The organism is Streptomyces sparsogenes subsp. cuspidosporus (genome assembly GCF_039532705.1).
GTDB lineage: Bacteria > Actinomycetota > Actinomycetes > Streptomycetales > Streptomycetaceae > Streptomyces > Streptomyces sparsogenes.
In genome coordinates this window covers 469615-491501 of record NZ_BAAASD010000001.1, presented here as the reverse complement: position 1 = coordinate 491501, position 21887 = coordinate 469615, and the positions used below count along the sequence as shown (strand labels likewise).

19 protein-coding genes and 2 pseudogenes are annotated in these 21887 nt (G+C 71.8%); 14 read left to right on the top strand and 7 right to left on the bottom strand.

The genetic code is table 11. The features are described 5' to 3' along the window. The first annotated feature begins 568 nt into the window (after positions 1–568). Positions 569–1021: a VOC family protein gene (locus ABFY07_RS01955; RefSeq protein ID WP_346172712.1), complete on the top strand. Its 453-nt coding sequence runs from the start codon at positions 569–571 to the stop codon at positions 1019–1021. A 219-nt stretch (positions 1022–1240) separates the two neighbouring features. Here the strand turns inward: ABFY07_RS01955 and ABFY07_RS01950 are convergent, their stop codons facing one another. Then, on the bottom strand, positions 1241–2449 hold the full coding sequence (locus ABFY07_RS01950; RefSeq protein ID WP_346172711.1) for a low temperature requirement protein A: 1209 nt from the start codon (positions 2447–2449) through the stop codon (positions 1241–1243). A 350-nt stretch (positions 2450–2799) separates the two neighbouring features. On the opposite strand from ABFY07_RS01950, the gene ABFY07_RS01945 reads away from it, so the two are divergent. The 7 genes from ABFY07_RS01945 (at position 2800) to ABFY07_RS01915 (ending at position 11401) form a co-directional block, all read left to right on the top strand. Then, the gene (locus ABFY07_RS01945; protein ID WP_346172710.1) at positions 2800–4230 is read left to right on the top strand and encodes an MFS transporter; all 1431 of its coding nucleotides are present in this window, start codon (positions 2800–2802) and stop codon (positions 4228–4230) included. Positions 4231–4377: 147 nt separating this feature from the next. Further along, positions 4378–5955, top strand: a complete 1578-nt coding sequence (locus tag ABFY07_RS01940) for an FGGY family carbohydrate kinase (RefSeq protein ID WP_346172709.1) — start codon at positions 4378–4380, stop codon at positions 5953–5955. A 74-nt stretch (positions 5956–6029) separates the two neighbouring features. Beyond that, positions 6030–7703: a glycerol-3-phosphate dehydrogenase/oxidase gene (locus ABFY07_RS01935; RefSeq protein WP_346172708.1), complete on the top strand. Its 1674-nt coding sequence runs from the start codon at positions 6030–6032 to the stop codon at positions 7701–7703. Beyond that, positions 7700–9253 carry an FAD-binding oxidoreductase gene (locus tag ABFY07_RS01930; RefSeq protein ID WP_346172707.1) on the top strand — a complete coding sequence of 518 codons (1554 nt, stop codon included), beginning with the start codon at positions 7700–7702 and terminating at the stop codon, positions 9251–9253. Before ABFY07_RS01935 ends, ABFY07_RS01930 begins: the two co-directional genes overlap by 4 nt. Before the next feature lie 42 nt (positions 9254–9295). Beyond that, positions 9296–9958, top strand: coding sequence for a glycerol-3-phosphate responsive antiterminator (locus ABFY07_RS01925; protein ID WP_346172706.1), 663 nt, complete (start codon positions 9296–9298; stop codon positions 9956–9958). Between the two features lie 4 nt (positions 9959–9962). Continuing rightward, positions 9963–10265 (top strand): putative quinol monooxygenase, encoded by a 303-nt coding sequence (locus ABFY07_RS01920; RefSeq protein ID WP_346172705.1) that lies wholly within the window; start codon positions 9963–9965, stop codon positions 10263–10265. Continuing rightward, positions 10262–11401 carry a zinc-binding dehydrogenase gene (locus tag ABFY07_RS01915; RefSeq protein ID WP_346172704.1) on the top strand — a complete coding sequence of 380 codons (1140 nt, stop codon included), beginning with the start codon at positions 10262–10264 and terminating at the stop codon, positions 11399–11401. The genes ABFY07_RS01920 and ABFY07_RS01915 overlap by 4 nt, the downstream gene beginning before the upstream one ends. Positions 11402–11690: 289 nt before the next feature. Here the strand turns inward: ABFY07_RS01915 and ABFY07_RS01910 are convergent, their stop codons facing one another. Beyond that, positions 11691–14036 carry a transketolase-like TK C-terminal-containing protein gene (locus ABFY07_RS01910; RefSeq protein WP_346172703.1) on the bottom strand — a complete coding sequence of 782 codons (2346 nt, stop codon included), beginning with the start codon at positions 14034–14036 and terminating at the stop codon, positions 11691–11693. Positions 14037–14191: 155 nt separating this feature from the next. On the opposite strand from ABFY07_RS01910, the gene ABFY07_RS01905 reads away from it, so the two are divergent. Next, on the top strand, positions 14192–14692 hold the full coding sequence (locus ABFY07_RS01905) for an Lrp/AsnC family transcriptional regulator (RefSeq protein WP_346172702.1): 501 nt from the start codon (positions 14192–14194) through the stop codon (positions 14690–14692). 150 nt (positions 14693–14842) lie between these two features. On the opposite strand, the pseudogene ABFY07_RS01900 reads toward ABFY07_RS01905, so the two are convergent. The 3 genes and pseudogenes from ABFY07_RS01900 to ABFY07_RS01890 form a co-directional block, all read right to left on the bottom strand. Next, a pseudogene (locus tag ABFY07_RS01900) lies at positions 14843–15208 on the bottom strand (response regulator transcription factor); the annotation flags it as partial. Between the two features lie 451 nt (positions 15209–15659). Beyond that, entirely contained in the window at positions 15660–16580 is a 921-nt protein-coding gene (locus ABFY07_RS01895; protein ID WP_346172701.1) for a M56 family metallopeptidase, read from the bottom strand. Continuing rightward, the gene (locus tag ABFY07_RS01890) at positions 16577–16954 is read right to left on the bottom strand and encodes a BlaI/MecI/CopY family transcriptional regulator (protein ID WP_428836832.1); all 378 of its coding nucleotides are present in this window, start codon (positions 16952–16954) and stop codon (positions 16577–16579) included. The genes ABFY07_RS01895 and ABFY07_RS01890 overlap by 4 nt, the downstream gene beginning before the upstream one ends. A 167-nt stretch (positions 16955–17121) precedes the next feature. On the opposite strand from ABFY07_RS01890, the gene ABFY07_RS01885 reads away from it, so the two are divergent. Together ABFY07_RS01885 and ABFY07_RS01880 are read left to right on the top strand one after the other, a co-directional pair. Then, on the top strand, positions 17122–17787 hold the full coding sequence (locus ABFY07_RS01885; protein ID WP_346172700.1) for a DedA family protein: 666 nt from the start codon (positions 17122–17124) through the stop codon (positions 17785–17787). Then, positions 17784–18395, top strand: a complete 612-nt coding sequence (locus tag ABFY07_RS01880; RefSeq protein ID WP_346172699.1) for a phosphatase PAP2 family protein — start codon at positions 17784–17786, stop codon at positions 18393–18395. The genes ABFY07_RS01885 and ABFY07_RS01880 overlap by 4 nt, the downstream gene beginning before the upstream one ends. 114 nt (positions 18396–18509) lie before the next feature. On the opposite strand, the gene ABFY07_RS01875 is transcribed toward ABFY07_RS01880, so the two are convergent. Further along, positions 18510–19772, bottom strand: coding sequence for an RNA polymerase sigma factor (locus tag ABFY07_RS01875; RefSeq protein WP_346172698.1), 1263 nt, complete (start codon positions 19770–19772; stop codon positions 18510–18512). Further along, complete coding sequence (locus ABFY07_RS01870; protein ID WP_076971482.1) at positions 19769–20131, bottom strand: YciI family protein; 363 nt, start codon at positions 20129–20131, stop codon at positions 19769–19771. The genes ABFY07_RS01875 and ABFY07_RS01870 overlap by 4 nt, the downstream gene beginning before the upstream one ends. 188 nt (positions 20132–20319) lie before the next feature. Between ABFY07_RS01870 and ABFY07_RS01865 the strand changes: the two are divergent. The 3 genes and pseudogenes from ABFY07_RS01865 to ABFY07_RS01855 all read left to right on the top strand — a co-directional run. Further along, positions 20320–20654, top strand: a pseudogene (locus ABFY07_RS01865) (potassium transporter TrkA); the annotation flags it as partial. A 163-nt stretch (positions 20655–20817) separates the two neighbouring features. Then, on the top strand, positions 20818–21096 hold the full coding sequence (locus ABFY07_RS01860) for a hypothetical protein (RefSeq protein WP_346172697.1): 279 nt from the start codon (positions 20818–20820) through the stop codon (positions 21094–21096). A 7-nt stretch (positions 21097–21103) separates the two neighbouring features. Then, positions 21104–21514 (top strand): GNAT family N-acetyltransferase, encoded by a 411-nt coding sequence (locus ABFY07_RS01855; RefSeq protein ID WP_346172696.1) that lies wholly within the window; start codon positions 21104–21106, stop codon positions 21512–21514. Positions 21515–21887: the final 373 nt, after the last annotated feature.

Here is a 21887-nt window from a genome sequence, read left to right as displayed (position 1 = left end):
TCCGGGTCCAGCGCCGCCAGCACACCGCGCACTCCCGGTTCGATCAGCGCCGTCGAGTGGCCAGCGCGGCAAACATAGCGCGCTCCTGCGCGGTCAAGGCATGGCGAGGCGGACAGGTTCCGGTCAGCATCGCTTGCCGGACGGCGATGTCAGCAACCGGGTACGGCCATTCGACGTAGCCGAACCCGGGCTCGCCGACGAGGGACGAAGGGCGCCGCCCGGCAAATGTCGTCCAGGGACGCCCCGTCGTGCCATGCCCGAGCTGCCCTGGCGACCTCCGCCAGATCGTCCGTCCTCCCATCGATCAGGGCCATCCTCTGGAACGGTTCCTTCGTGACCGACGCCGGTCATGGCATGACCCGCCGGGCTTGGGTCCCGCGTGACGTGCCGGTCGAACTGGTCGGGTGGATGGTCTGGTGTTCGTGGATGATGCCGGTCGCTGGCGTACCGGGCTGCGCTCTGCCTTCCGGGGGCGGTGAGCCGGGCAACGGTGCAATATGGACTGAAGCGACGCGTGGGGTTCGTAGTTGACTTTTGAAGCACCCGACGCCGGCGAAGGGGACCCCGAATGCAGCGAGACGACCTGCCTGCCCCGGTCACCGGGGTGCTCCTCACCCACTTCCTGACCGTGCGGGACGTGCCCCGGTCGCGCGCCTTCTACGCGGACGTCCTCGGCGGCACCGTGGTGCTGGAAGAGAACCCGTGCGTCATCAAGCTCGCCAACGGCTGGATCATCATGAACCCCGGCGGCGGCCCGACCCCTGACAAACCCGATGTGACGCTGCAGCCGCCCGATGACCCCAACACCACGTCGAGCTTCCTCAACATCCGTGTGGCCGACATCGACGCCTGCTACCGGGAGTGGAGCGCCAAAGGGGCAGAATTCCTCACCCCGCCCATTGACCGGAAAGCCGAGCTGCGCTGCTATCTCCGCGACCCTGACGGTTATCTCATCGAGGTCGGCCAGGCGACCGGCATGCTGGAAGGGGTGTTCGCCGACCCGCCCGCCGGAACGAGGTAACCGGGCAGGAACGAGGTAACCGGGCAGGACACCTCGCTTTCCCTGCACCGCCGAGTTGCGCCATCGACGGCACCCGCTCCATCAAGCGGCCCCGTGCGCCTGCACCACCGCAACCTGCTCAGGCCGCGCCCCTGTTCCGCCGCACCCCCGACGCCGGCGACCGGCGACCATGCGGGGCGGCCAGTTTTCGAGCACCTCGGTGACGACGTTCCGCGGGTTTCAGTGTTCGTGGCGGATCCGGTGGCGGTCCTCGGCGAAGCGGGTGGTCTCGAACGCCACCAGCCCGGCCATCGCGGCGGTGAGCACCGCGAGGGTGGCCAGCGCCGGGATGTGCGGCCCGATCCCCAGCATCGACAACAACGCGACGACCGGCACCGCGTGCCGCACGTTGACGACATGCAGGACACGCCAGGTGAATCCGGCGTGTCCCAGCAGGTACAGCGTGAGGCCCCCGACCAGCGCGGTGAGCCCGACACCCTTCAGCGGCTCGGCGAGGTCGTGGTGCACGGGGTCGCCCACGTACGCCAGGACCTTCTTCAGCCCCAACGCGAGCAGCACCACGCCGGCGACCATCGGCAGGTGCAGATAGCTGTAGGCGTCACGCGCCAGTCGGGGCCTGTCGGCGTCCGGCGTGGCGGCGAACACCCGCTCGGCCGCGAGCGCGGTGACGTCGAAGTAGGACCACCACAGCGTCGCCGACAGGACCAGCCCCAGTACCGCGGTGGCCACGATCGGCAACGAGATCGGCAGCTTGGCCACCCCGACACCGACCGCCACGATCGACTCGCCCAGTGCGACGATCAGGATCAGGCCGTGCCGTTCGGCGAAGTGCCCGGCCGAGCGGAGCCGCCACCCCCGCGCCCCACCCAGGTAGTTGCCCAGGTAGTCCGCCACCAGCGCCGCCGCCCACAGCGCCGTCTGCGTCGGCCCCTCGGTTACGGCCGCGACCAGCAGCAAAGTGGTCGCCACGAGCATCGACGGCGCGAAACGCAGCAGTTGCCCGCGCAGCCCCGGGTCATCGGCGGAGATGATCCAAAACAGCACCAGGTGCACGCCACGGAAGAGGAAGTAGCAGACCGCGACGACGACGGGGCCGTGCAGCCCGCCAGGGAGGTCGTCGAACGACTCCGGGATGCTCAGCGCGAGGACGAACATCACAGCCATCGCGGCGAACAGCGCCGGCCGGGTGACGCCTTCGTCCGCGCGCGCCACATTGCCCAGCCACGAGTAGCACACCCAGCTCCACCACAGCAGCCCGAAGATCAGCATCCCGCGCAGCATCCCGTGCCAGGTGAGATCCTCGGCCATGAACGCTGTGACCCCGGTGAGTGCGAACACGAACACCAGGTCGAAGAAGAGCTCCAACGGTGTCACCGCGCCGCTTTCGCGCTGCATCTCGGTCCGCAACCGACCCCGGGGCCTGTTCATGGCGACATGTTGGCACACGTGGGCGGGATCATCGGTCAGCACCTGGGGAACTCGATGGAGCGACCCTCTTTCCGGATTCGCCTCCAGGAGGGGCGGCCACCGCCCGGAGCTGGCCGGCCCCGTGCAGGACACTAGTCACGTTTCGGTAACCCGGCTGAAACCCTTGACGGTTCTCCTGATCGGTTCTTAACCTCACTGCACCGCGTGTTCTGGCGGTCCCAGCAGTTCCGTGCTGCGGAGCTTTCCGCAGTGTTTTGACAGGCATAGACATAGACCACCTGTCGGTGGCTTCGTCGTGCCTTTTTCTGTGCTCCCCGTGCCGCCGGCGGGTCTTCCTCGAAGGCGGATTCATGGCACAACGTCCGAGCGTCAGAGGCGTCGCCGACGTCGTTGCGCTCATCGATGGGCTGGGAAAGATCACCGGCCGGGCGCAGGTCATCTGGTTCCTCGTGTTCGGCGGGCTGTTCCTCGACGCCTACTCGAACGCCGCCCTGAGCGCCGGTCTGGGACCGATGACGTCGCAGATGGAGCTCACCAGCACCCAGGTCTCGATCCTCACGGCCACCGCTCCGGCCCTGGCCATCGTCTTCAACCCCCTCGGGGGCTGGCTCGCCACCCGCATCGGTCGCGTTCCCCCACTGCTCATCGCCAAGGTGTTCGCGATCGCGGGTGGTCTGCTCGCCGCGTTCGCCAGTGGCTTCACCGTCGTCTGGCTCGGCCGGGTTCTGGTGGGTGTCGCGTACGGCGTCGACTTCGCGGTCGCCATGGCTCTGCTCGCCGAGTACACGCCCGCGAAGCTGGGCGGCCGGCTCAATCTGTGGCAGGCCGTCTGGTACGTCGCCACCACCAGCAACCTCGCCCTGGCCCTGCTCTTCTTCAACCTCGATGCGGGCGCCGACATCTGGCGCTGGTCGGTCGGCTCGGCGGCGGTCGTCGCCGTCGCGCTGTTGCTCAGCCAGGCGCTCATGCTCAAGGAGAGCCCGACCTGGCTGGCCGGCAGGGGCCGGCTGGACGAGTCCGTTGCCAACCTGGACCGGATCTACGGGATCAAGGCCATCGCCGGTACTCCCGACGCGGTGACCCGCGCCGCTGCCGATGGTCCCGTCATCGGGTTCCGCCAGGCCGGGCTCCTGTTCAGGGGCGAGTACCTGCCGCGCACGATCCTCTCCTCGGTCATCTCGCTCGGGCAGTCGATGCAGTACTTCGCGGTCGGCTGGTACCTTCCGCTGATCAGCCTGGCGATCTTCGGGGAGAGCTTCGAGAAGGCCACCGTCGGCTCGATGGTCTTCAATGCCTTCGGTATCGCGGGCGGGTTGCTGTCCGCGTACTTCGGCCGCCGCCTCGGGCTGCGGCTCAGCTCCGCCGCCGGTTTCGCCGGGGTCTTCGTGGCCTTGGTGGCGATGGGGCTGACCTTCGGGAAGGTGCCCACGGCCGTGGCGTTCCTGCTGCCGGTGCTGTTCATCCTCTGCCACTCGGCGGGCCCCGGCGCCAACGGCAAGTCCATCGCCGCCCTCTCCTACAGCAGTGACGTCCGCGCCCTGGGCACCGGTGTCACCGGGATGGTCGGCAGCTTCGGCAGTGTCGCCGGCCTGTATGTGTTCCCGCAGATCAAGGACTCGCTCGGACTCGCCGACACCTTCCTGGTGCTGTCCGTTGTGCCACTGATCGGCCTGATCACCTGTCTGCTGATCAAGTGGGACCCGACGAAGGCCGCCTCGCCCGACCAGGTCGCAGGGCGGAACCGCGACACCGCCGCGGCGCTCTCCGTGACCGCGCGCTGATCCGCCGCCGAACCTGGCGCACCCCGTCCCCTGCCCTGCGTACCCCTCCCCTCTGTGTCCCTCCGCTCCGTGTCCCTCCCTTGCGTACCCCTCCCCTCCGTGTCCCTCCGCACGGCTCGCTCGCGATGCTCGAATGAAAGGGCTGCCATGACGCAGACGTTCCCCGGCGCCTCCCCACGGCGCGGTGTGCTGTCCATCGACGAGGGCACCACGGGCACCCGGGCCGGGGTCGTGCTCGACTCGGGCGCCACCCACGAGGTGTTCTACCGGTCGATCAAGGTCAGCCATCCTCATGACCTCGCGGTCGAGCAGGACCCGACGGAGATCTGGACCGCCACCGTCGAGGTGGCGCGCCAGGCCGTCGCCCGGGCGCGCGAGGAGGGCATCGGGATCGCCTCGGTCGCGCTGTCCACCCAGCGGGCGACGGCGATGCTGTGGGACCGGGTCACCGGGCGGCCACTGCTGCCCGCGGTGGTGTGGCAGGACCGGCGGTACGCGCACGAGCTCACCGCCTACGAGGCGGAGTGGGACGGCGTCCTGTTGGCCCGGCAGGGCCGGCCGGTCGGCGCCCGCTCACCGTTCCTCTGGGCCGCCCGGCAGATCGCCGCGCACCCGGAGGTGGCCGAGGCACGACGGGCGGGACGGCTGCTCTTCGGCACCGTCGACACCTGGCTGATCTGGCGCCTCACCGGTGGCGCCGTGCACGCCACCACCCCGACGAACGCCGCGTCCACCGGTGGCTATCTGCTGGAACGGCACGCCTGGGACGAGGAATGGATCGGGCACCTCGGCTTCCCTCTCGACCTGCTGCCGGAACTCCGCTCCGACGACACCGGTTTCGGCACGACGGACCCGGCGGCCCTCGGCATCGCCGTCCCGCTCGCCGCCTCCATGGGCGATCAGCACGCCGCGCTCGTCGCGCTCGGTGGTCTCGCCGCCGGGCAGGGCATGTGCGTGTACGGGACGGGCGCGTTCGTCGACGCGGCGACCGGCACCGCGCCCGCCCTGCCCCGTCCGGACATCTCCGGGGTGCTCGCCCAGCCCGGTCGGCGGCAGGGCGGCATCAGCCACTACAGCCTGGAGGCCTACACCTCCACCGCGGGCTCGGCGCTGCGCTGGCTCTGCGACGAGCTGAGGCTGTTCGCGTCGCCGAGAGAGCTCGGTGAGGAAGCGAGCAGGGGCCGCACCCGGCCGGGGAGCACGCCGTGTCTCGTCCCGGCGCTCGCCGGGATCCGTACGCCCGTCTGGCACCCGGAGGCCACCGCCTCCCTCACCGGGCTCACGCTGGCCACCACTCGCGCCGACCTCGCCCGCGCCGTGCTCGACGGGATCGCGCACTCGGTGTGCGACCTGATCGACGGGGTCGCGGACACCATGGGCACCCCGTTCACCCGGCTCCGGGTCGGCGGCGGCGTTTCCGGCAGCGACCCGCTGATGCAGATCCAGGCCGACCTGACCGGCCTGCCGCTGGAACGGGTCTCCGACTCCTCCTCCGCGAGCCTGCGTGGCACCGCGTATCTGGCCGGGGTCGCCCAGGGCCTGTGGTCCTCGCTCGAAGAGGTCGTCGAGGCGCAGCCGCGGGGCCGGGTCTTCGAGCCGTCGATCACGGCGGCCGAGCGCACCGCGTCGCGGGTCGCCTGGCGCGACGTGCTGATCGCCCATCTGAACGACCCCGCGCTGCTCCCCCTGCGGGAGGGCGCTCCCGAACCTCACACCCCCCACTGACGGCCCCGGCCGTCGCAGCGGCGGCCCGCACCACGACCACGGGCCGACGAACCGAAACACCAGGAGTTGATGTTGTGATCACCATGCCCGCCCGGAAACCGCGGCGCGACGCCGCGGCGACCCGCCGGACACCGCTGTTGCTCGACCGGGCGGCGCTCAAGCGCCGGCTGGCCGACGACATGTACGACGTGCTGGTCGTCGGTGGTGGCGTCACCGGGGCATACACCGTGCTCGACGCCGTCTCGCGCGGCCTGCGGGCCGCCCTGATCGAGAAGGACGACTTCGCCTCCGGCACCTCGTCGAAGTCGTCGAAGATGGTGCACGGCGGCCTGCGCTACATCGAGCAGGGCAACGTCAATCTGGTCCGGCACTCGCTCCTGGAGCGCCACCGCTTCCGGAAGAACGCCCCGCATCTGGTGCACCGGCTGCCGTTCCTCTTCCCGGTCCTGGAGAAGGAGGGTGTCTTCGACGCCCGCCTCGCCAAGGGCTTCGAGGGCCTGCTGTGGACGTACGACCTGGTCGGGGGGTGGCGGATCGGCAAACTGCACCAGCGGCTCACCGTTCCCGAGGTGCTCGCCCAGGCGCCGACCCTGCGTGCGGAAAACCTCAGGGGCGGGCTGATGTACTTCGACGCCCGCACCGACGACGCCCGCCTCGTGCTCACCATCGTCCGCACCGCCGCCGCGCTCGGCGCGACGGTCCTCAACGGGGCCAGGGCCGAGGGCCTGCTGACGCGGAGGGGCCAGGTGTCCGGCGCCCGGGTCTCGGCGGACGGCGACACCATCGACATCCGCGCCCGTGTCGTCGTCAACGCCACCGGGGTGTGGACCGACGAGCTGGACGCGAAGGCGGACGACGGCCACAGGCCGCAGGTCCGGCCCGCCAAGGGCGTCCACATCGTGGTGCCGTGGGAGAAGGTGCGGATCAACTGCACGGTCACCGTGCCGATCCCCGGCCGGGCCCGCCGCGCGACCTGCACCCGCTGGGGCAACAACGTGGTTCTGGGCACCACCGACGAGGACTACCAGGGCTCCCCGGACGACGTGCACTGCACCCGCGAGGAGATGGACTTCCTGCTGGAGGGCGCCAACACCGCCTTCGAGGGGAAACTCACCCCGGACGACGTGGTCGGCTCCATCGGCGGTCTGCGCCCGCTGGTCGGCGGCAAGGAGGGCGCCACCCTCGACATGCGCCGTGACCACCGCATCACCATCGGCCGCACCGGCATGGTGACGGTCACCGGAGGGAAGCTCACCACCAGCCGGCACATGGGCGAGCTCGTCGTCGACAAGGTGATGACGCTCCTCGGCCGCAAGGGGAAGAGCCGGACCACCGGCCTCCCGCTCCTCGGCGGCGCCGGGTACGACTCCGAGGCCGTCGCCGCGTCCGGCGGCATCGCCGCCCACCTGGGCGAGCGCTTCGGCACCGAGGCCCGCTTCGTCGGCGATCTCATCCAGGACGACCCGTCGCTGGCCGAGCCCATCGTCGTCGGCCTCCCGTACACGAAGGCGGAGGTCGTGTACGCGGCCCGCGCCGAGCTGGCCCGGTCGGTCGACGACGTCCTCACCCGCCGTACGCGCGCCCGGCTGTTCGCCCGGGACGCCTCCGTTGCCGCCGCCGAAGCCGTCGGCGCGATCCTCGGCCAGGAACTGAACCTCACGGACGCGGAGGTCGAACGCTCGGTCGCCGAGTACCTCGCAGCCGTCCGTCACGAAAAGTCCGTACTCCTCGAAGGGGCAGCAGCATGATCAGCCGCCAGACCATCACCCACCCGTTCAACCGGGGCAACTACACCGTCGGCGCCCCCAGCTTCGCCACGTGGGCGCGGAACACCCCGATCGGCGACGGCGAGGCCGCGCTCCAGACGCACCCGGTCGAGGTCCCCGAGTCCGTGGTCGAGGCGCTGCGCGAGGCCGCGCACGCGGTGCACACCTCCCGTGACGAGGTCGTCACGCGGACGCGTGACTGGTGGGCCGGTTCGATGATCGGCGAGACCGAGGGCCGTCCCGCGACCCCGAACGCCGTCATCGTCGAGGCCGCCGACGCCGACCAGGTCGCGGCCGTGCTGCGGATCTGCCACGCGGCCGGCGTCCCCGTCACCCCGTCCGCGGGCCGTTCCAACGTCACCGGCGCCGCGCTCCCCGTATTCGGCGGCGTCGTCCTGGACGTGTGCGGGCTGAACCGGATCATCGGTTTCGACGCCGAGTCGAACGTCGTGGACGTCCAGGCCGGCATGTTCGGCGACCTCTTCGAGACGCGACTCCAGGAGGAGTACGGCGTCACCACCGGCCACTGGCCGTCCGCGTTCGCCCTCTCCACCGTCGGCGGCTGGATCGCCTGCCGCGGCGCCGGCCAGCTCTCCACCCGGTACGGCAAGATCGAGGACATGGTCGTCGGCGTCGACGTCGTGCACGCGGACGGCACCCGGGCCAGGTACGGCGACTACGCCCGCGCCGCGGTCGGCCCCGACCTGCGCCAGCTGTTCGTCGGTTCCGAGGGCACCCTCGGCGTCATCGTCTCGGCCCGGCTGCGGGTCCACCCGCTGCCGGAGTACGCGAGCGCCGCCGCGTACGGCTTCGAGACCTTCGCGGAGGGCCTGGACGCCTGCCGCAGGATCATGCAGCGCGGCGCCACCCCCGCCGTCCTGCGGCTGTACGACGCCCTGGAGTCGGGCACCCACTTCGGCCACCCGGAGACGAACCTCCTGCTCATCGCCGACGAGGGCGACCCGGCCGTCGTCGACGCGTCGATCACGGTGGCGAGGGAGGTCTGCGAGGAGTACGGCCCGGAGCTGGACAGCCAGGCCGTCTTCGAGCGCTGGCTGGACGAGCGGATGCTGGTCGGCAAGTCCGCCGAAGGCTTCGAGCCGGGTCCGGGCTTCGTCGCCGACACCCTGGAGATGGCCGCGTCCTGGGCCGACCTTCCGGTGATCTACGACGAGGTCGTCGCCGCGGTCCAGGCGGTGGACGGCACCCTGGCCGCCTCGGCCCACCAGTCCCACGCGTACACCGACGGCGCCTGCGTCTACTTCTCGCTCCGCGGAAACGTGGCGCCCGAGTCGCGCCGCGACTGGTACCGCACGGTGTGGGACGCGGCCAACGCCGTGCTCCTCAAGCACTCCGCGGCGCTCAGCCACCACCACGGCTGCGGCCTGCTGCGCGGCCCCTACCTGGAGGAATCCCTCGGGGCGGGCTTCGGGACCTTCGTCGCGGTGAAGGAGGCCCTGGACCCGGCCGGCATCCTCAACCCTGGCAAGCTGGGCCTTCCCAGCCGCTTCGGTACGTCCCCGCTGAGCTGACCTCAGCCGCCACGGACCCTTGATCCCCAGGTAGGCCTTGCCATGCCCCCTTTCCCGTCCCGGTCCGGTACCACGCTCGACGCCCGGCTGGCCCGTGCGCTGGCCGAGGTCCCCGTCGTCGCGTCGCTCGTCGGCACCCAGCCGCTGCGGCAGTTCCTGACCGCACCGGCCAAGGTGTGCATCCTCGCGTCGCTCGCCGTGGGGCAGCTGCCCCAGGTCGTACCGCCGCTGTGCCGGGCGGGAAAGACCGTGTTCGTGAACGTGGACAGCAGCCCCGGTCTGGCCCAGGACCGGGGCGCGCTGGAGTTCATCAAGAACATGGGCGCGCACGGCGTGGTCAGCACCCGGCTCTCGCTGATAGAGAAGGGCCGACCACTGGGCCTGCTGACGATGATGAAGGTGTTCGTCACCGACCGGTCCAATCTCCGCCGCTCCACGGACGCGGTCTCGCGCGGGACGCCGGACCTGGTCGAGATCATGCCGGCCCCGATCGTCGCCCGGATGAGCGAGCAGGCACTGCGCGCCATGTCCCCGTCGGTCGCCGCGGGCTTCGTGGAGACCCCCGCCGACGTGGCCCTCGCCCTGGCACTCGGGTCCGTCGCCGCCGCCACGTCCGACCCTCGCCTCTGGCACCTGCGCCGGGACGAGCTGCCGCCGGTTCCGCCCACCGCGCTCAAGAGGCACGCCGCACCATCCCAGGAGTAGTCCCATGTCATACGCCGTCGTCGCCCGCTACCGCACCCAGGAGGGCGAGGAGAACACCGTTCTCGCCCTGCTCGCCACCATGGCCGCCGCGTCCCGCGAGGAGCCGGGGAACCTCGCCTACCGCGTCCACCAGGACACCGAGGACCCGCGGGCGATCCTGCTGTACGAGGAGTACGTCGGCGAAGCCGACTTCACCGCGCACCGCGCCACCCCGCACTTCCAGGAGATCGTGCTCGGCAAGGTCCTCCCGCTGCTGGACAGCCGTGACCTGCTGCGCTGCGCTCCGCGTCCGGAGGTACGGGCATGAAGACCCGTGCGGTGGTGCTGCGCGGCGTGTCGACCGCCCGCCCCTACTCCGAGACGCGCCCGGTCGAGGTGGAGGAGCTCGAGCTGGGCGCCCCGCGCGAGGGAGAGGTGCTGGTGCGGATCGCGGCCGCCTCGCTCTGCCACTCGGACCTGTCAGTGGTCAACGGCGACCGGGTCCGCCCACTGCCGATGGCGCTGGGGCACGAGGCGGTGGGCGTCGTGCAGGAGACCGGACCGGGCGTCAGCCGGGTGGGACCCGGTGACCATGTGGCCCTGGTCTACGTGCCGAGCTGCGGCTTCTGCGCCGACTGCGCCGCCGGCCGACCCGCGCTGTGCGCACGGGCCGCCGCGGCGAACGGGTCAGGGGCGCTGCTGCACGGCCCGTCGCTGCTGACCGACGCCTCCGGCGCCCCCGTCCACCACCACCTGGGCGTCTCCGCGTTCTCCGAACACGCGGTACTGGCCCAGGAGTCGGTGGTGCCGATTCCGCAGGACATCCCGTTCACGGTGGCGTCGATGTTCGGCTGCGCGGTCCTGACCGGTGCCGGAGCCGTCGTCAACACGGCCGCCCTGCGCCCCGGCCAGTCCGCGGTGGTCTACGGCCTGGGCGGCGTGGGCCTGTCCGCGGTACTGGGTGCACGGGCGGCGGGGGCGCACCCGGTCATCGCGGTCGACCCGGTGCCCGAGAAGCGGAAACTGGCCCTCCAGCTGGGCGCCACCGACGCCTACGCCCCCGGCGAGGCGGTGGAGGCGATTCGTGCGCTCACCGGCGGTGGCGCCGAGCTGGCCGTCGAGGCGGTGGGCAGCCCGAAGGTGATGGCCGAGTGCCTGACGGCCGTGGCCCGGGGTGGCTCGGTCGTCTCGGTGGGTCTGCCCGCCCCCGACCGGGTGCTCGAGGTCCCGGCGCTGGCGTTCGCGGGCGAGGGCAAGTCCCTCTTGGGCTCGTACATGGGCGACGCGGTACCGCGCCGCGACATTCCACGGTTCCTGGAGCTGTGGCGGACGGGCCTGATGCCGGTGGAGCGCATGCACACCGGCACCCTGCCGCTGGCCGCCGTCAACACAGCGCTGGAGGAGCTGGCCTCGGGCCGGGCCATCCGTCAGGTCATCGACGCCTCGGGCATGCTGGACGGCTGACGGACCGGTCCACGACCGCGCTGGGGCCGACGAGATACGCGCCCGCCGTCGGGTGGACGGCCCCCTCCAGGAGGGAGCGCGAACGACCGCTGCGGCCGCTGCGCACCGCGATGAGTTCCGCGGCGAAGGACACGGTGGTCCCCTGCGGCGTCGCCCCGCCCGGATCGAGGCCCAGGGGCGCGTGCGGCTCGCCCCGGGTCATTCTGGATCACAAATGCGCTCTCCACCATCCTCACCAGGCACTTTCGACACACGCCCCAGCCGACCGCCGCGTAAGGGCTCGTCTCGTTCAGTCGACGAGGTCGAGGGCGGCGGTGATGAGGCTGTCGGTGTCGATGCCGTGGTAGCGGTAGACGTCCTCGATCGAACCGCTCTGGCCGAACCGCGTCACGCCGAGGGTGGTGACGGGCGTGTTGTGGATCGTGCCCAGGAAGGCCAGCGTGTGCGGATGGCCGTCCACCACGGTGACCAGCGGGGTGGCCCGATCGGCGGGGAAGACCTGGTCGAGGACCCAGCTCGGGTCCTGCGACAGGCCGCGGCGGGCCTGGAGCGCGCGAAAGAGCAGGTCCGGGCTGGTCACGCAGACGACGTCGGCGCCGTGCCCGAGGGCGGCGAGCCGGTCGGCGGCGGCCAGGGCCTCCGGGACCAGGGCACCCATCGCGGCGAGGGTCACCACCGGATTCTCGTGCCGGCGCAGCCGGTAGGCCCCGGCTGTCACCTGCCGGCGGCGGCGCTCGCGGGCGGCCGGGTCGCTGGGCACGTCGGCCGCGGACTGGTCGACGGGCCGGGTGGACAGCCGGAGATAGGCCGAACTCCCCTCCGGCTTGCCCAGGTTGCCGAGTGCCGCGAGCAGACACCATTCGGTGTCGATGGCGAACGCGGGCTCAAAGGTGACGCAGCCGGGCTGTTCGATGCCCAGCGAGGGCGTGGTGATCGACTGGTGGGCGCCGCCCTCCGGGGCGAGCGTGACACCGGACGGCGTGCCCACCAGGATTGACTGACCGCCTGCGTAGATGCCGAACGACCACGGCTCCAGGGCCCGGTTGACGAAGGGGTCGTAGACGACGCCGATGGGCAGCAGCGGCTGACCCCAGCGGCTCCAGGTGGCACCCAGCTCACCCAGCAGGCCGACCAGATTGGTCTCCGCGATGCCCAGCTCCACATGCTGGCCCGTGGGCCGCTCCCGCCAGTGCAGGATCGTTTCGGCGTCATCGGCGAACCAGTTGGGGCGCTCGGTGGGCGACCACACGCCCACCTTGTTCAACCAGCCGCCCAGGTTGGTGGAGGAGCTGACGTCCGGGCTGACGGTGACGATCCGGGCGGCCGCCTCCGGCGCCCGCCGGGTGAGGTCCAGCAGGACGCGGCCGAGAGCCTGCTGGGTGTTGCCGGAGCCGGTCGGTGCCGGGCGGGCGAGGTCGGCGGGGACCGCGGGGACCTGCCGCGCCGCGTGTCCGGGGCGGCGCAACCGCCCCGCGGCCGCCGCGCACCGGGCCGCCTCGGGCGATCCGTCGGGGAAGTTCGCCCACGGCTGGTCGGGGTCGGTCCCCAGGCGCTCGGCCAGGGTCCTCATCTGGTCGGCGGTCAGCAGTGAGGAGTGGTTCTGCGGGTGGCCCTCGGTGGGCAGCCCGTAGCCCTTCACCGTGTACGCGAAGATGACGGTCGGGCGGGTGTCGTCGACGCTGTCGAACGCGTCCATCAGCGCGCCGATGTCGTGGCCGCCCAGGTTGCGCAGCGCCGCCGGCAGCGATGCGTCGTCCAGGGAGAGGATCAGGTCCGCGATCGGCCCGGCGGTGGAGCCGGTGCCTGGCAGGCGCTCGCGCAGCTCCTCGGCGGAGCAGCGCAGCAAACGCTGGTATTCGGCGTTGTCCATGGCGTCGATACGGGCGTGCAGGGCCTCGCCGCCCGGCCGCGCGAACAACTCGCGCAGCGCGTGCCCGTACTTGAGGGTGATGACCTGCCAGCCGGCCGCGGCGAACATGCCCTGCAGCCGGTTCGCGGCGATACCGGGAACGACCCGGTCCAGGGACTGCCGGTTCAGGTCGACGACCCACACCACCTCGCCCAGTCCGGGAACCATCGGGTCCTGGATCGCCTCCCAGATCGCGCCCTCGTCCAGCTCCGCGTCGCCCAGCAGGGAATACTGCCGTCCCCTCCCGGCCCCGCCGAAGCGGCCCTCCACGTAGCGCCGCGCGAGGGCGCCCCACAGGGGAGCGGTGGCGCCGATACCGACCGAGCCCGTGGAGTAGTCGACCGGGTCGGGGTCCTTGGCCCGGCTGGGGTAGCTCTGCAGACCGCCGAAGGCACGCAGCGTGGTCAGGTAGGACTCGTCCAGCTCGCCCAGCAGGTAGTTGATGGCGTGCAGCACCGGTGAGGCATGAGGCTTGACCGACACCCGGTCCTCAGCGGTCAGCGCGTGGAACCACAGCGCCGTCATGATCGAGGTCATCGAGGCACTGGACGCCTGGTGACCGCCCACCTTCAGCCCCGAAGGGTTCGGCCGCACCCGATTGGCATGGTCGATGATCGCGGTGGACAGCCACAGCACCCGCTGCCCGACCGCCTCGAGCACGGCGAGTTCCTCCTCCCGGGCACGGACCCGGCCGTTGCCGCCGACCGCACTCAGTTCCGCGACCATCACAGACCACCTCCGCAGTCAGAACCATGCCCTGGAGAATTTGCACGTTGTGCCCCGTTAGTAGACAGGTGGCTCTCCGATTGCACAAGATGCGCCTATGCGATTGAGCATTCTGCTCATATCCCAGACCAAACAAGGGGCGACGACCGAGCATCATGACCAGTGAACGAACCCTTGACGCCACGGACGCCCGGATCCTGCTCGCCCTGGCTACCGATCCACGGGCCACCATCGTCGCGCTGGCCGAACAGCTGGGGCTGTCCCGCAACACCGTCCAGGCACGAGTGGCCAGAATGGAGCAGGGCGGCGCGCTGGGCTCCTTCGAACGCCGGATCGCCCCCAACGCATTGGGCCACCCACTCACCGCGTTCGTCACCGCACGGGTCGATCAGCGTCGGCTCGCCGAGGTGTCCGAGGCGCTGGAGGGCATCGCCGAGGTCGTGGAGGTCTTCGGCCTCAGCGGCGAGACCGATCTGCTGGTACGGGTGGTCGCCACGGATGCGGAGGACCTGTACGGGATCGCGGGGCGGATCCTCGCCATCCCCGGCGTCGAGCGCACAACGACGGCCCTGGCCATGCGCGAACTGGTGCCGCACCGCCTCACCCCACTGCTGCGCCGCGCCGCGAGGGACGGCGGTCGGCAACCAGGGCGGTAGGGCCGGCGACGCGCCGATGATCTCTGAACGCAGCCGGAATCCCCTGGTCATCCCGACAATGGCGATGGCCCGCGGCGTACCGGCACACCGGCCCACGAGGGAAATGTGGCGGACCACGCCGGCGCCTTCACTCCGCTCCCAGGCTGAGTCCCCGGTCCGCACCAGATCGCGGCGGCGCACGAGGGTCCCGTCCGCGGCGACGAGTGTGGCCAGCGGCCGGAATTCGGTGGGGGTCAGGGCGACGCGGACACCGTGCACGGTCACGCCGTGGTCCACCGCGTCCAGGACCAGATCCCCGCCCGAGGCCACCGCCGTGGTGGCGGCCCGTCTGAGTAGGGCTCTCAGCCTGGTGGCGAGTTCGGCGAGGTGGAAGGGCTTGGGCAGGTAGTCGTCGCCTCCGGCGGAGAATCCGGACAGGAGGACGGTGAGCTGGTGCCGGGCGGTCAGGAAGATCACCGGGGCGAGGAAGCCGTCGGCGCGCATCGCCTGGCACACGTCCCGTCCGTCCGCGTCGGGCGGCAAACCTCCGGCATGGAGATCACCGCTTTCGGCGTACCGGGGCGTATCCGGTCGGCGGCGGGGATTCCCGGGGGCCCGGGCGACGCCGGGATCGAGGCGGTCGGGTCCCACGGCACGGCGAGCCCGGACGGGCACAGCGCGGACATCGCGCTGTGCCCCGAGAACGGACGGGCCCACCGCGATGACCGCCCTGCGGACCCGCCGTGGCGCGATCGGATACGAGCGGGTGACCTACCGGGACCGCATCGGCAAGGTCTCACTCATCGGGCCCGGTCCGCGGGCGTGCCCCGAGGTGTTCGCGACGATCCGCGACGCACCGGCCCGGGAGCGTGTGCCGTACGAGACCTTCCGCGCGAGGGACACCCGGCTCTTCGTGCCGTGCCCCGCCTCCCGGCTCGTGGACACCGTACGCGCGCTGCACCGGGCCCTCGTCCGCGGGCCCATGGGCTCACCCGCTCGGCCACTCCCCCTGGGCGATCTCGATGTTCTGGTGGAGGGAGAGCGCCCCGGCCCCCGCTCCGGCGAGGGAGAGGCACGCGCAGAGTGCGAGGAGTGCGCTCGCGACGGACACCGGGCCGCGCCGCAACGGCGGGCGCAGCAGCGCCGCGACCCGCTGGGGCACCGGGCCGGAGGTGGCGGCGGGCGTGATGGTGGGGCGGCGGCGGGCCGCACGGCCGGCGAGGGCCGCACGGCCGATGGCCTGGGCCGTGAGCCGCCGGTCGCCGGTGGTGGCGGCGGCCGCCTCGTCGGCGGCGCGCTCCGCGACCAGCCGGACGGCGGCGCGGGCGGGGCGCAGCCCGGGGTGGCAGTGGGCGGCGAGTCCGACGGCGGCGAGGTGGTAGTGGTGGCGGCCGCTGAGGTGGGCCCGCTCGTGGGCGAACAGCGCCTCCCGCTCGGCCGGGCTGAGGCTGCGGAGCATGGCGGTGGTCACCACGATCCGGCCCGGGCTGCCGGGCAGGGCATAGGCGTCCGGCTCCGGGCTGTCGATCACACAGAGGTCGCCGGCCGTGGGCCGGCTGTCCGCCGCCTCCTTGGCCGCGTGGTAGTCGCCGATCTGGCGCGCCGCGGAGCGCGGCAGCGTCCAGGCGCAGACCGCCAGCGCCCCGGTGGCGGCCGAGGCCAGCGGCAGCAGGGCGGGCGTGGCGCCGAGAGGGTGGATCAGATCCCCGAGGGCGGCGAACGCCGGGAGGGCCAACAGGCCGTACAGCGTGAGCGCGCCGAGCGCGACCAGCGAGCAAACGGCCAGCACCACCGTGGTCGCGGTCAGCCACCACAGGGCGGCGACGGGGGTCAGGCGCGCGGCGGCGCGGCGGGCCAGCGGCGGCAGGGCGCAGGGTACGAGCAGCGGAACCAGCAGCGGCGCGATCATTGATCACCGGCTTCGAGGAGCTCCCTGAGCAGCCGCTCGTCGTCGTCGCTGAGCTGGTCGACGAAGCGCGCCAGGGCGACCTCGCGCTCGCTGTCGCGGTCGAGCTCGCGGTGCATGCGCTGGGCGGTCAGCCCGTGGGAGTCCTGCAGCGGAAAGTAGGCGAAGCCGCGCCCGGACCGCTCACGGCCGATGACCCCCTTCTCGTACAGCCGCGTCAGGATCGTCGTCACCGTCGTGCGGGCGAGGGGCGTCCCCAGGCTCCGCTGCACCTGACCGGGGCTCTGCGGCCCCGAGGCAGCCCACAGAGCGGCCATCACGCCGGCCTCCAGTTCACCCGCCGGTCTGCGCTCGGGCTGCTTGCCGGGCATCGGCATGCCACCTCTCCCCTCTCTCGTCTACAGTGTCGTAGACGGTCTACTGGATTGTAGTCGTTGCGAGGCCTGAGGGCCCCGCTCCGTTTCCGTGCTGCTTCTGTGCTGCTCCGTTCCGTCTCTGCTCCGTTCCGTCTCTGCTCCGTTCCGACCGCGAAGGGACCGCGCCTGTGACCCTCGACCTGTCCGCCGGCCCACCCCTCGCGGTGAACATCCTGGACGCCCAGTCCCTGCTGTCCGCGTTCGGGGTGCTGGGCATCGCCGTGGTGCTGTTCGCCGAGACCGGGCTGCTGATCGGGTTCTTCCTCCCGGGCGACTCACTGCTCTTCACCGCCGGACTGCTGTGCACCACCGGCACGTCGGGCGGACTCGAACTCTCGCTGCCCGGGGTCATGGTCGCATCCGCCGCCGGGGCGCTCCTCGGCGCCCAGTGCGGCTATCTGCTCGGCCGGCGGGCGGGAGCCGCACTGCTGGCCCGAGGCCGCTCGCCCCGCCTGCGGACGGGCGCCGACCGGGCCGGGGAACTGCTGGAGCGCTACGGACGGGCGCGAGCGGTGGTGCTGGCCCGGTTCGTGCCGGTGGTACGCACGGTCCTCAACCCCATGGCGGGGGCGCTCGGCGTACCGCCGCGCACCTTCACGCTGTGGCAGACGGTCGGGGGGCTGCTGTGGACCCAGGGTCTGGTGGTCGCCGGATTCGCCCTGGGGTCGTCCATCCCGGACGTCGATCGGTATCTGCTCCCCCTCATCGCGCTGATCGTGGTCCTGTCCCTGCTGCCGCTGGCAGCCGAGCTGCTGCGCGCCCGGGCCGCCCGCCGGAAGGAGGCCCGCCGATGATCCTCGCCTACGACGGCTCCCGGATCGACGGCTCCGCGTACACCGCGGTGGTCGACCTGGCACACCGTACCCCCGGCTGGCTGGACGGTCTGGTCTCCGCGTGGTCGGCCTACGGGCTCGCGCTGTTCGCGGTGCTGATGGTGGCCGGCTGGTGGCGCGCGCGCCGCTGCGGTCCCGAGGCGGCCGTGCAGGCTCTGGCCGCCCCGGTGATCGTGGTGCTGGCGTACGCGGTGAACGACGGGCTGAAGCAGGTGGTGCGCGAGGACCGGCCCTGCCAAACCCTGCACCGGGCCGTCCTCGAGACCTGCCCGGCACCGGGCGACTGGTCCTTCCCCAGCAACCACGCGGCGCTGGCCGCGGCCGCCGCGGCGGCGCTGTGGTTCGTCTCGGCCCGGCTCGGCGCCGTGGCCAGCCTCGCCGCGCTGGCCATGGGGGCCTCCCGGGTGTGGGTGGGGGCGCACTATCCGCACGACGTAGCGGCCGGGCTGGTGATCGGGACAGCGGTGGCCCTGCCCCTGGGCGCCGCCCTGCACCACAGGCCCCACGCCCTGGCCCGGCGCCTGGCGGCGACGCGGCTGCGGCCGCTGCTGTCCGAACCGGGCGCTTGATCCCGTGATCCCAGGGAGCCGGGTCGCGCCAGGAGACGGTCGCCCCGCCCGATGAGGCGGCGGGCCACCAGGTCGGTCATGGCGAGGTGGATCATGGCTTCGGAAGCCTCCAGGTCATGCCGGGGCCTCCAGACGGTGCGCTCGGTCGGTGAGGTGGCGGCGTTCGGGGGCGCTGGCGGTGCGGGCGGCGGCCTCGCGGTAGGCATGCGCGGCGGCTTGGTGCTGACCGAGTGCCTCCAGCAGGTGGGCGCGGGTGGCGAGCAGCCTGTGGCGGTGGTTCGCCAGGCGCTTGTCGTCCTCCAGCTCGGTCAGCAGCTCGAGGCCGGCGGCCGGGCCGTGGACCATGGCGACGGCGACGGCGCGGTTGAGGCTGACGACGGGGTTCGGCGGCCCGAGCTGTTCCAGGAGGTCGTACAGGACGAGGATCTGGTGCCAGTCGGTGGCGTCGGTGTTCCCGGCCTCGTCGTGGACGGCGGCGATGGCCGCCTGCAGTTGGTAGGGGCCGACCTGCCCGCGGGGCAGGGTACGGCTGAGCAGGCCCACGCCTTCCGCGATGAGCCGGCGGTCCCACCGGCCGCGGTCCTGCTCCGCCAGGGGCACCAGTTCGCCATGCGGTCCGGTGCGGGCGGGGCGGCGCGCGTCGGTCAGCAGCATCAGGGCGAGGAGCCCCGCGGTCTCGGCGTCCTCGGGGACGAGGCGGTGCAGCAGCCGGGTGAGGCGGACAGCTTCGGTGGACAGCTCCGGCGCGGTGAGGTCGGTTCCGCCGCTGGTGGTGTAGCCCTCGTTGAAGATCAGGTAGAGCACGTGCCGGACCTCGGCCAGCCGCTCGGCGGTGCCCTCGGGGTCCTCCGGGAGGGAGAGGGTGGTGCCGGCCGCCTTGATGGACTGTTTGGCCCGGCTGATGCGCTGGGCCATCGTGGCCTCGGGGACCAGGAAGGCTGCGGCGATCTGCGCGGTGGTCAGGCCGCCGACCGCGCGCAGGGTCAGCCCGATCCGGCTCGGCGGGGACAGCGAGGGGTGGCAGCACAGGAACAGAAGGGCCAGAGAGTCGTCCCGGTCGGAGGCGGGTGCGGCGTCGGCGGCGCAGGCCAGCAGTGCGGACTGCGGGGTGACCAGCGCGAGGGCGTCCTCGCGGCGGCGGCGTGCCGCCTCGCTGCGCACCTGGTCGACCAGCTTGCGGGAGGCAACGGTCACCAGCCAGCCCCGGGCATTGTCCGGCACCCCCGCCTCGGGCCACTGCAGGGCGGCGGCCAGCAGCGCCTCCTGGACGGCGTCCTCGCACGCGTCGAAGGCGCCGTACCGGCGGACGAGCGCGCCGAGGACCTGCGGCGCCAGATCGCGCAGCAGGTCCTCGATCCCGTGGGAAACGGCGCTCACATGTCCGCCGCGGACTCGTGGAGGACGGGCCACAGTTCTACCGGCTCCACGTCGGCGAACGGCATGTCCGCGGCGATCTGCTGCGCCCGCTCCAGGCTCTCGCAGTCCAGCAGGTAGAAGCTGGCGATGTACTCCTTGGTCTCCAGGTACGGCCCGTCGGTGACGGCCGGGGCACCGTCCTTGCGGCGCACCAGCTGCGCGGCGGCGGCGTCCGCGAGGCCATAGGCGCCCAGGAGTTCGCCGCTCTCCCGGTACTTCCGGTTGAACGCCTCCTGCTTGGCGATCGCCTCCGGCCACGCCTCGGCCGGGAAGGAGTCCCACTTGGCCTGGTTGCCGTAGATCATCGCGACGTACTTCATCTCGGGTGTCCTCCCCATCCCGCGCGCCCCGCTGGCGCGCTGTCACCCTTCAGTCGGCGCGGGAGACGGAGCCTCGACATTCGACGACAACTTTCTTCAACTTTTCTTCCAAGCCGCCACTGAGCATCCGAAACATCGGGCAGCACGAAGGATCAACCTATGCTGTCGGCGCCGATCAGGACCGCCACGGTGCCATACCGGTGGACGCACCGTACTGCTCTTCGCCGCCCTGCGGGTCGCCGGCCATCCACAGCTGGAGGACCGTACGGTCGCCGAGGCGTTCAGACCGGGAGCCTGGCGCGTGATCGCCCTGGACGCGGCAGACCCGACGGACCGGCTGCGCGACCTGGCAGCCACGCTCCCGTACGACGGTGCCGACCGGGAGCCCGGCCTGGGCTGGGACCTTCACCCCGGCTACGTCCTGCGTCCGCACGACCGCGTGGTGCCGGCCGCCGCCCGCCAGGGCCTGGGCGAACTTCTCGGCGGAACCCCTCGGCCGCGAGGAACCGCGGAGACCGAGTGACCGGTCAAGCCGTCCGAGAAGGATCCGGCAGTGTTCACGCCTTCACCATGCCCAAGAGTGGCCCGCCAAAGACGCAAAGGACGGGTATGGTTTCGCCTGGTGTGCCGGGAACCCGGGTCGGCAACAAGGGGGCAACTCTCTCGTCCGGTCGGAGGCGCACGCCATGATGCTCATGGTGGTGTTCGGTGTCGCACTTCTCGCAGCGGTGCCGCTCTCGGACCTGGCGGCACGAACCGTGCTCTCCACCTCCGTCCTCTTCCTCGCCGGCGGCGCACTCGCCGGCGGCGGCTCCCCCGGACTGATCCACATCGCGCCCGACGGTGGGGTCGCGTCAGCGACGGCCGACCCGGCGTTCTTCACCGGTCTCTTCGTCACGATCGGCGGCTCCACGGTCCGGGAGTGTCGCTCCGGCACCGGAGCGATGTTCGGTTCTGAGAGGTGATCGAGCTGTGCCGGAAGAAATGGGAACGGGTTCTGCGGATGCGCGGACCACCGCCGAGATAGTGCTGCTCGACCGCCGGAAAACCGTCATCGGACGGCTCCGTTTCCGCGTCTGCCGCGAATGCCGCACAGGAAGGATCCTGGAGATCTGGGTCCTCGACACCTGGCAGCGCCAGGGTCTGGGGCGTGACCTGATCCATTCCCTGCTTGTACACCTTCCGGGGCTTCGGTGGAGCACCACGCCGCAAACCCGGCTGGGACGGGCCTTCTTCATCGCGATGACCGAAGAGACCTCGGTTCCCTTTCCTCCCCTTAGCCCGTTATGCACACATCTGGCGGGAAGGTTTACGCGTGTCTGGCGGGGCGTGATCAGCCGGTGGCGGCCCGCTTCCGCCGACAGCGAGACCCGCTTGCCGTGATCCGGCAGACGGGTGTGGCCCGAGCGTGCCGAGCCGCGCGCGGGGAGCGTTCCCACGCTCAAACCGACCGGTACGCGGCCGGTGCCCACCGAAGTGGACATGGACGCCGGGGACCCGTTGCTCAGGCGGCTCCGCGCCGGAGACCGGGGACGGTGACGGTGTGGCGCGACCAGCCCGTGTGGGGGTCGGCCGGGATCTCTCCGCACTCCCTCGCTCGGCGCTGCCAGCGGCCAGGGCATGGCATCTGACCAGCGGTTCTGTTCAGTCAGGCCGAAGGTCGGAAATCAGGTTCTCGACAAGGTTCTACACGCCGCGCAGCTCCATGGCGTCCGCACCCGTACGACGCTCTGAAGACCACCGGACTCCGTCCTCG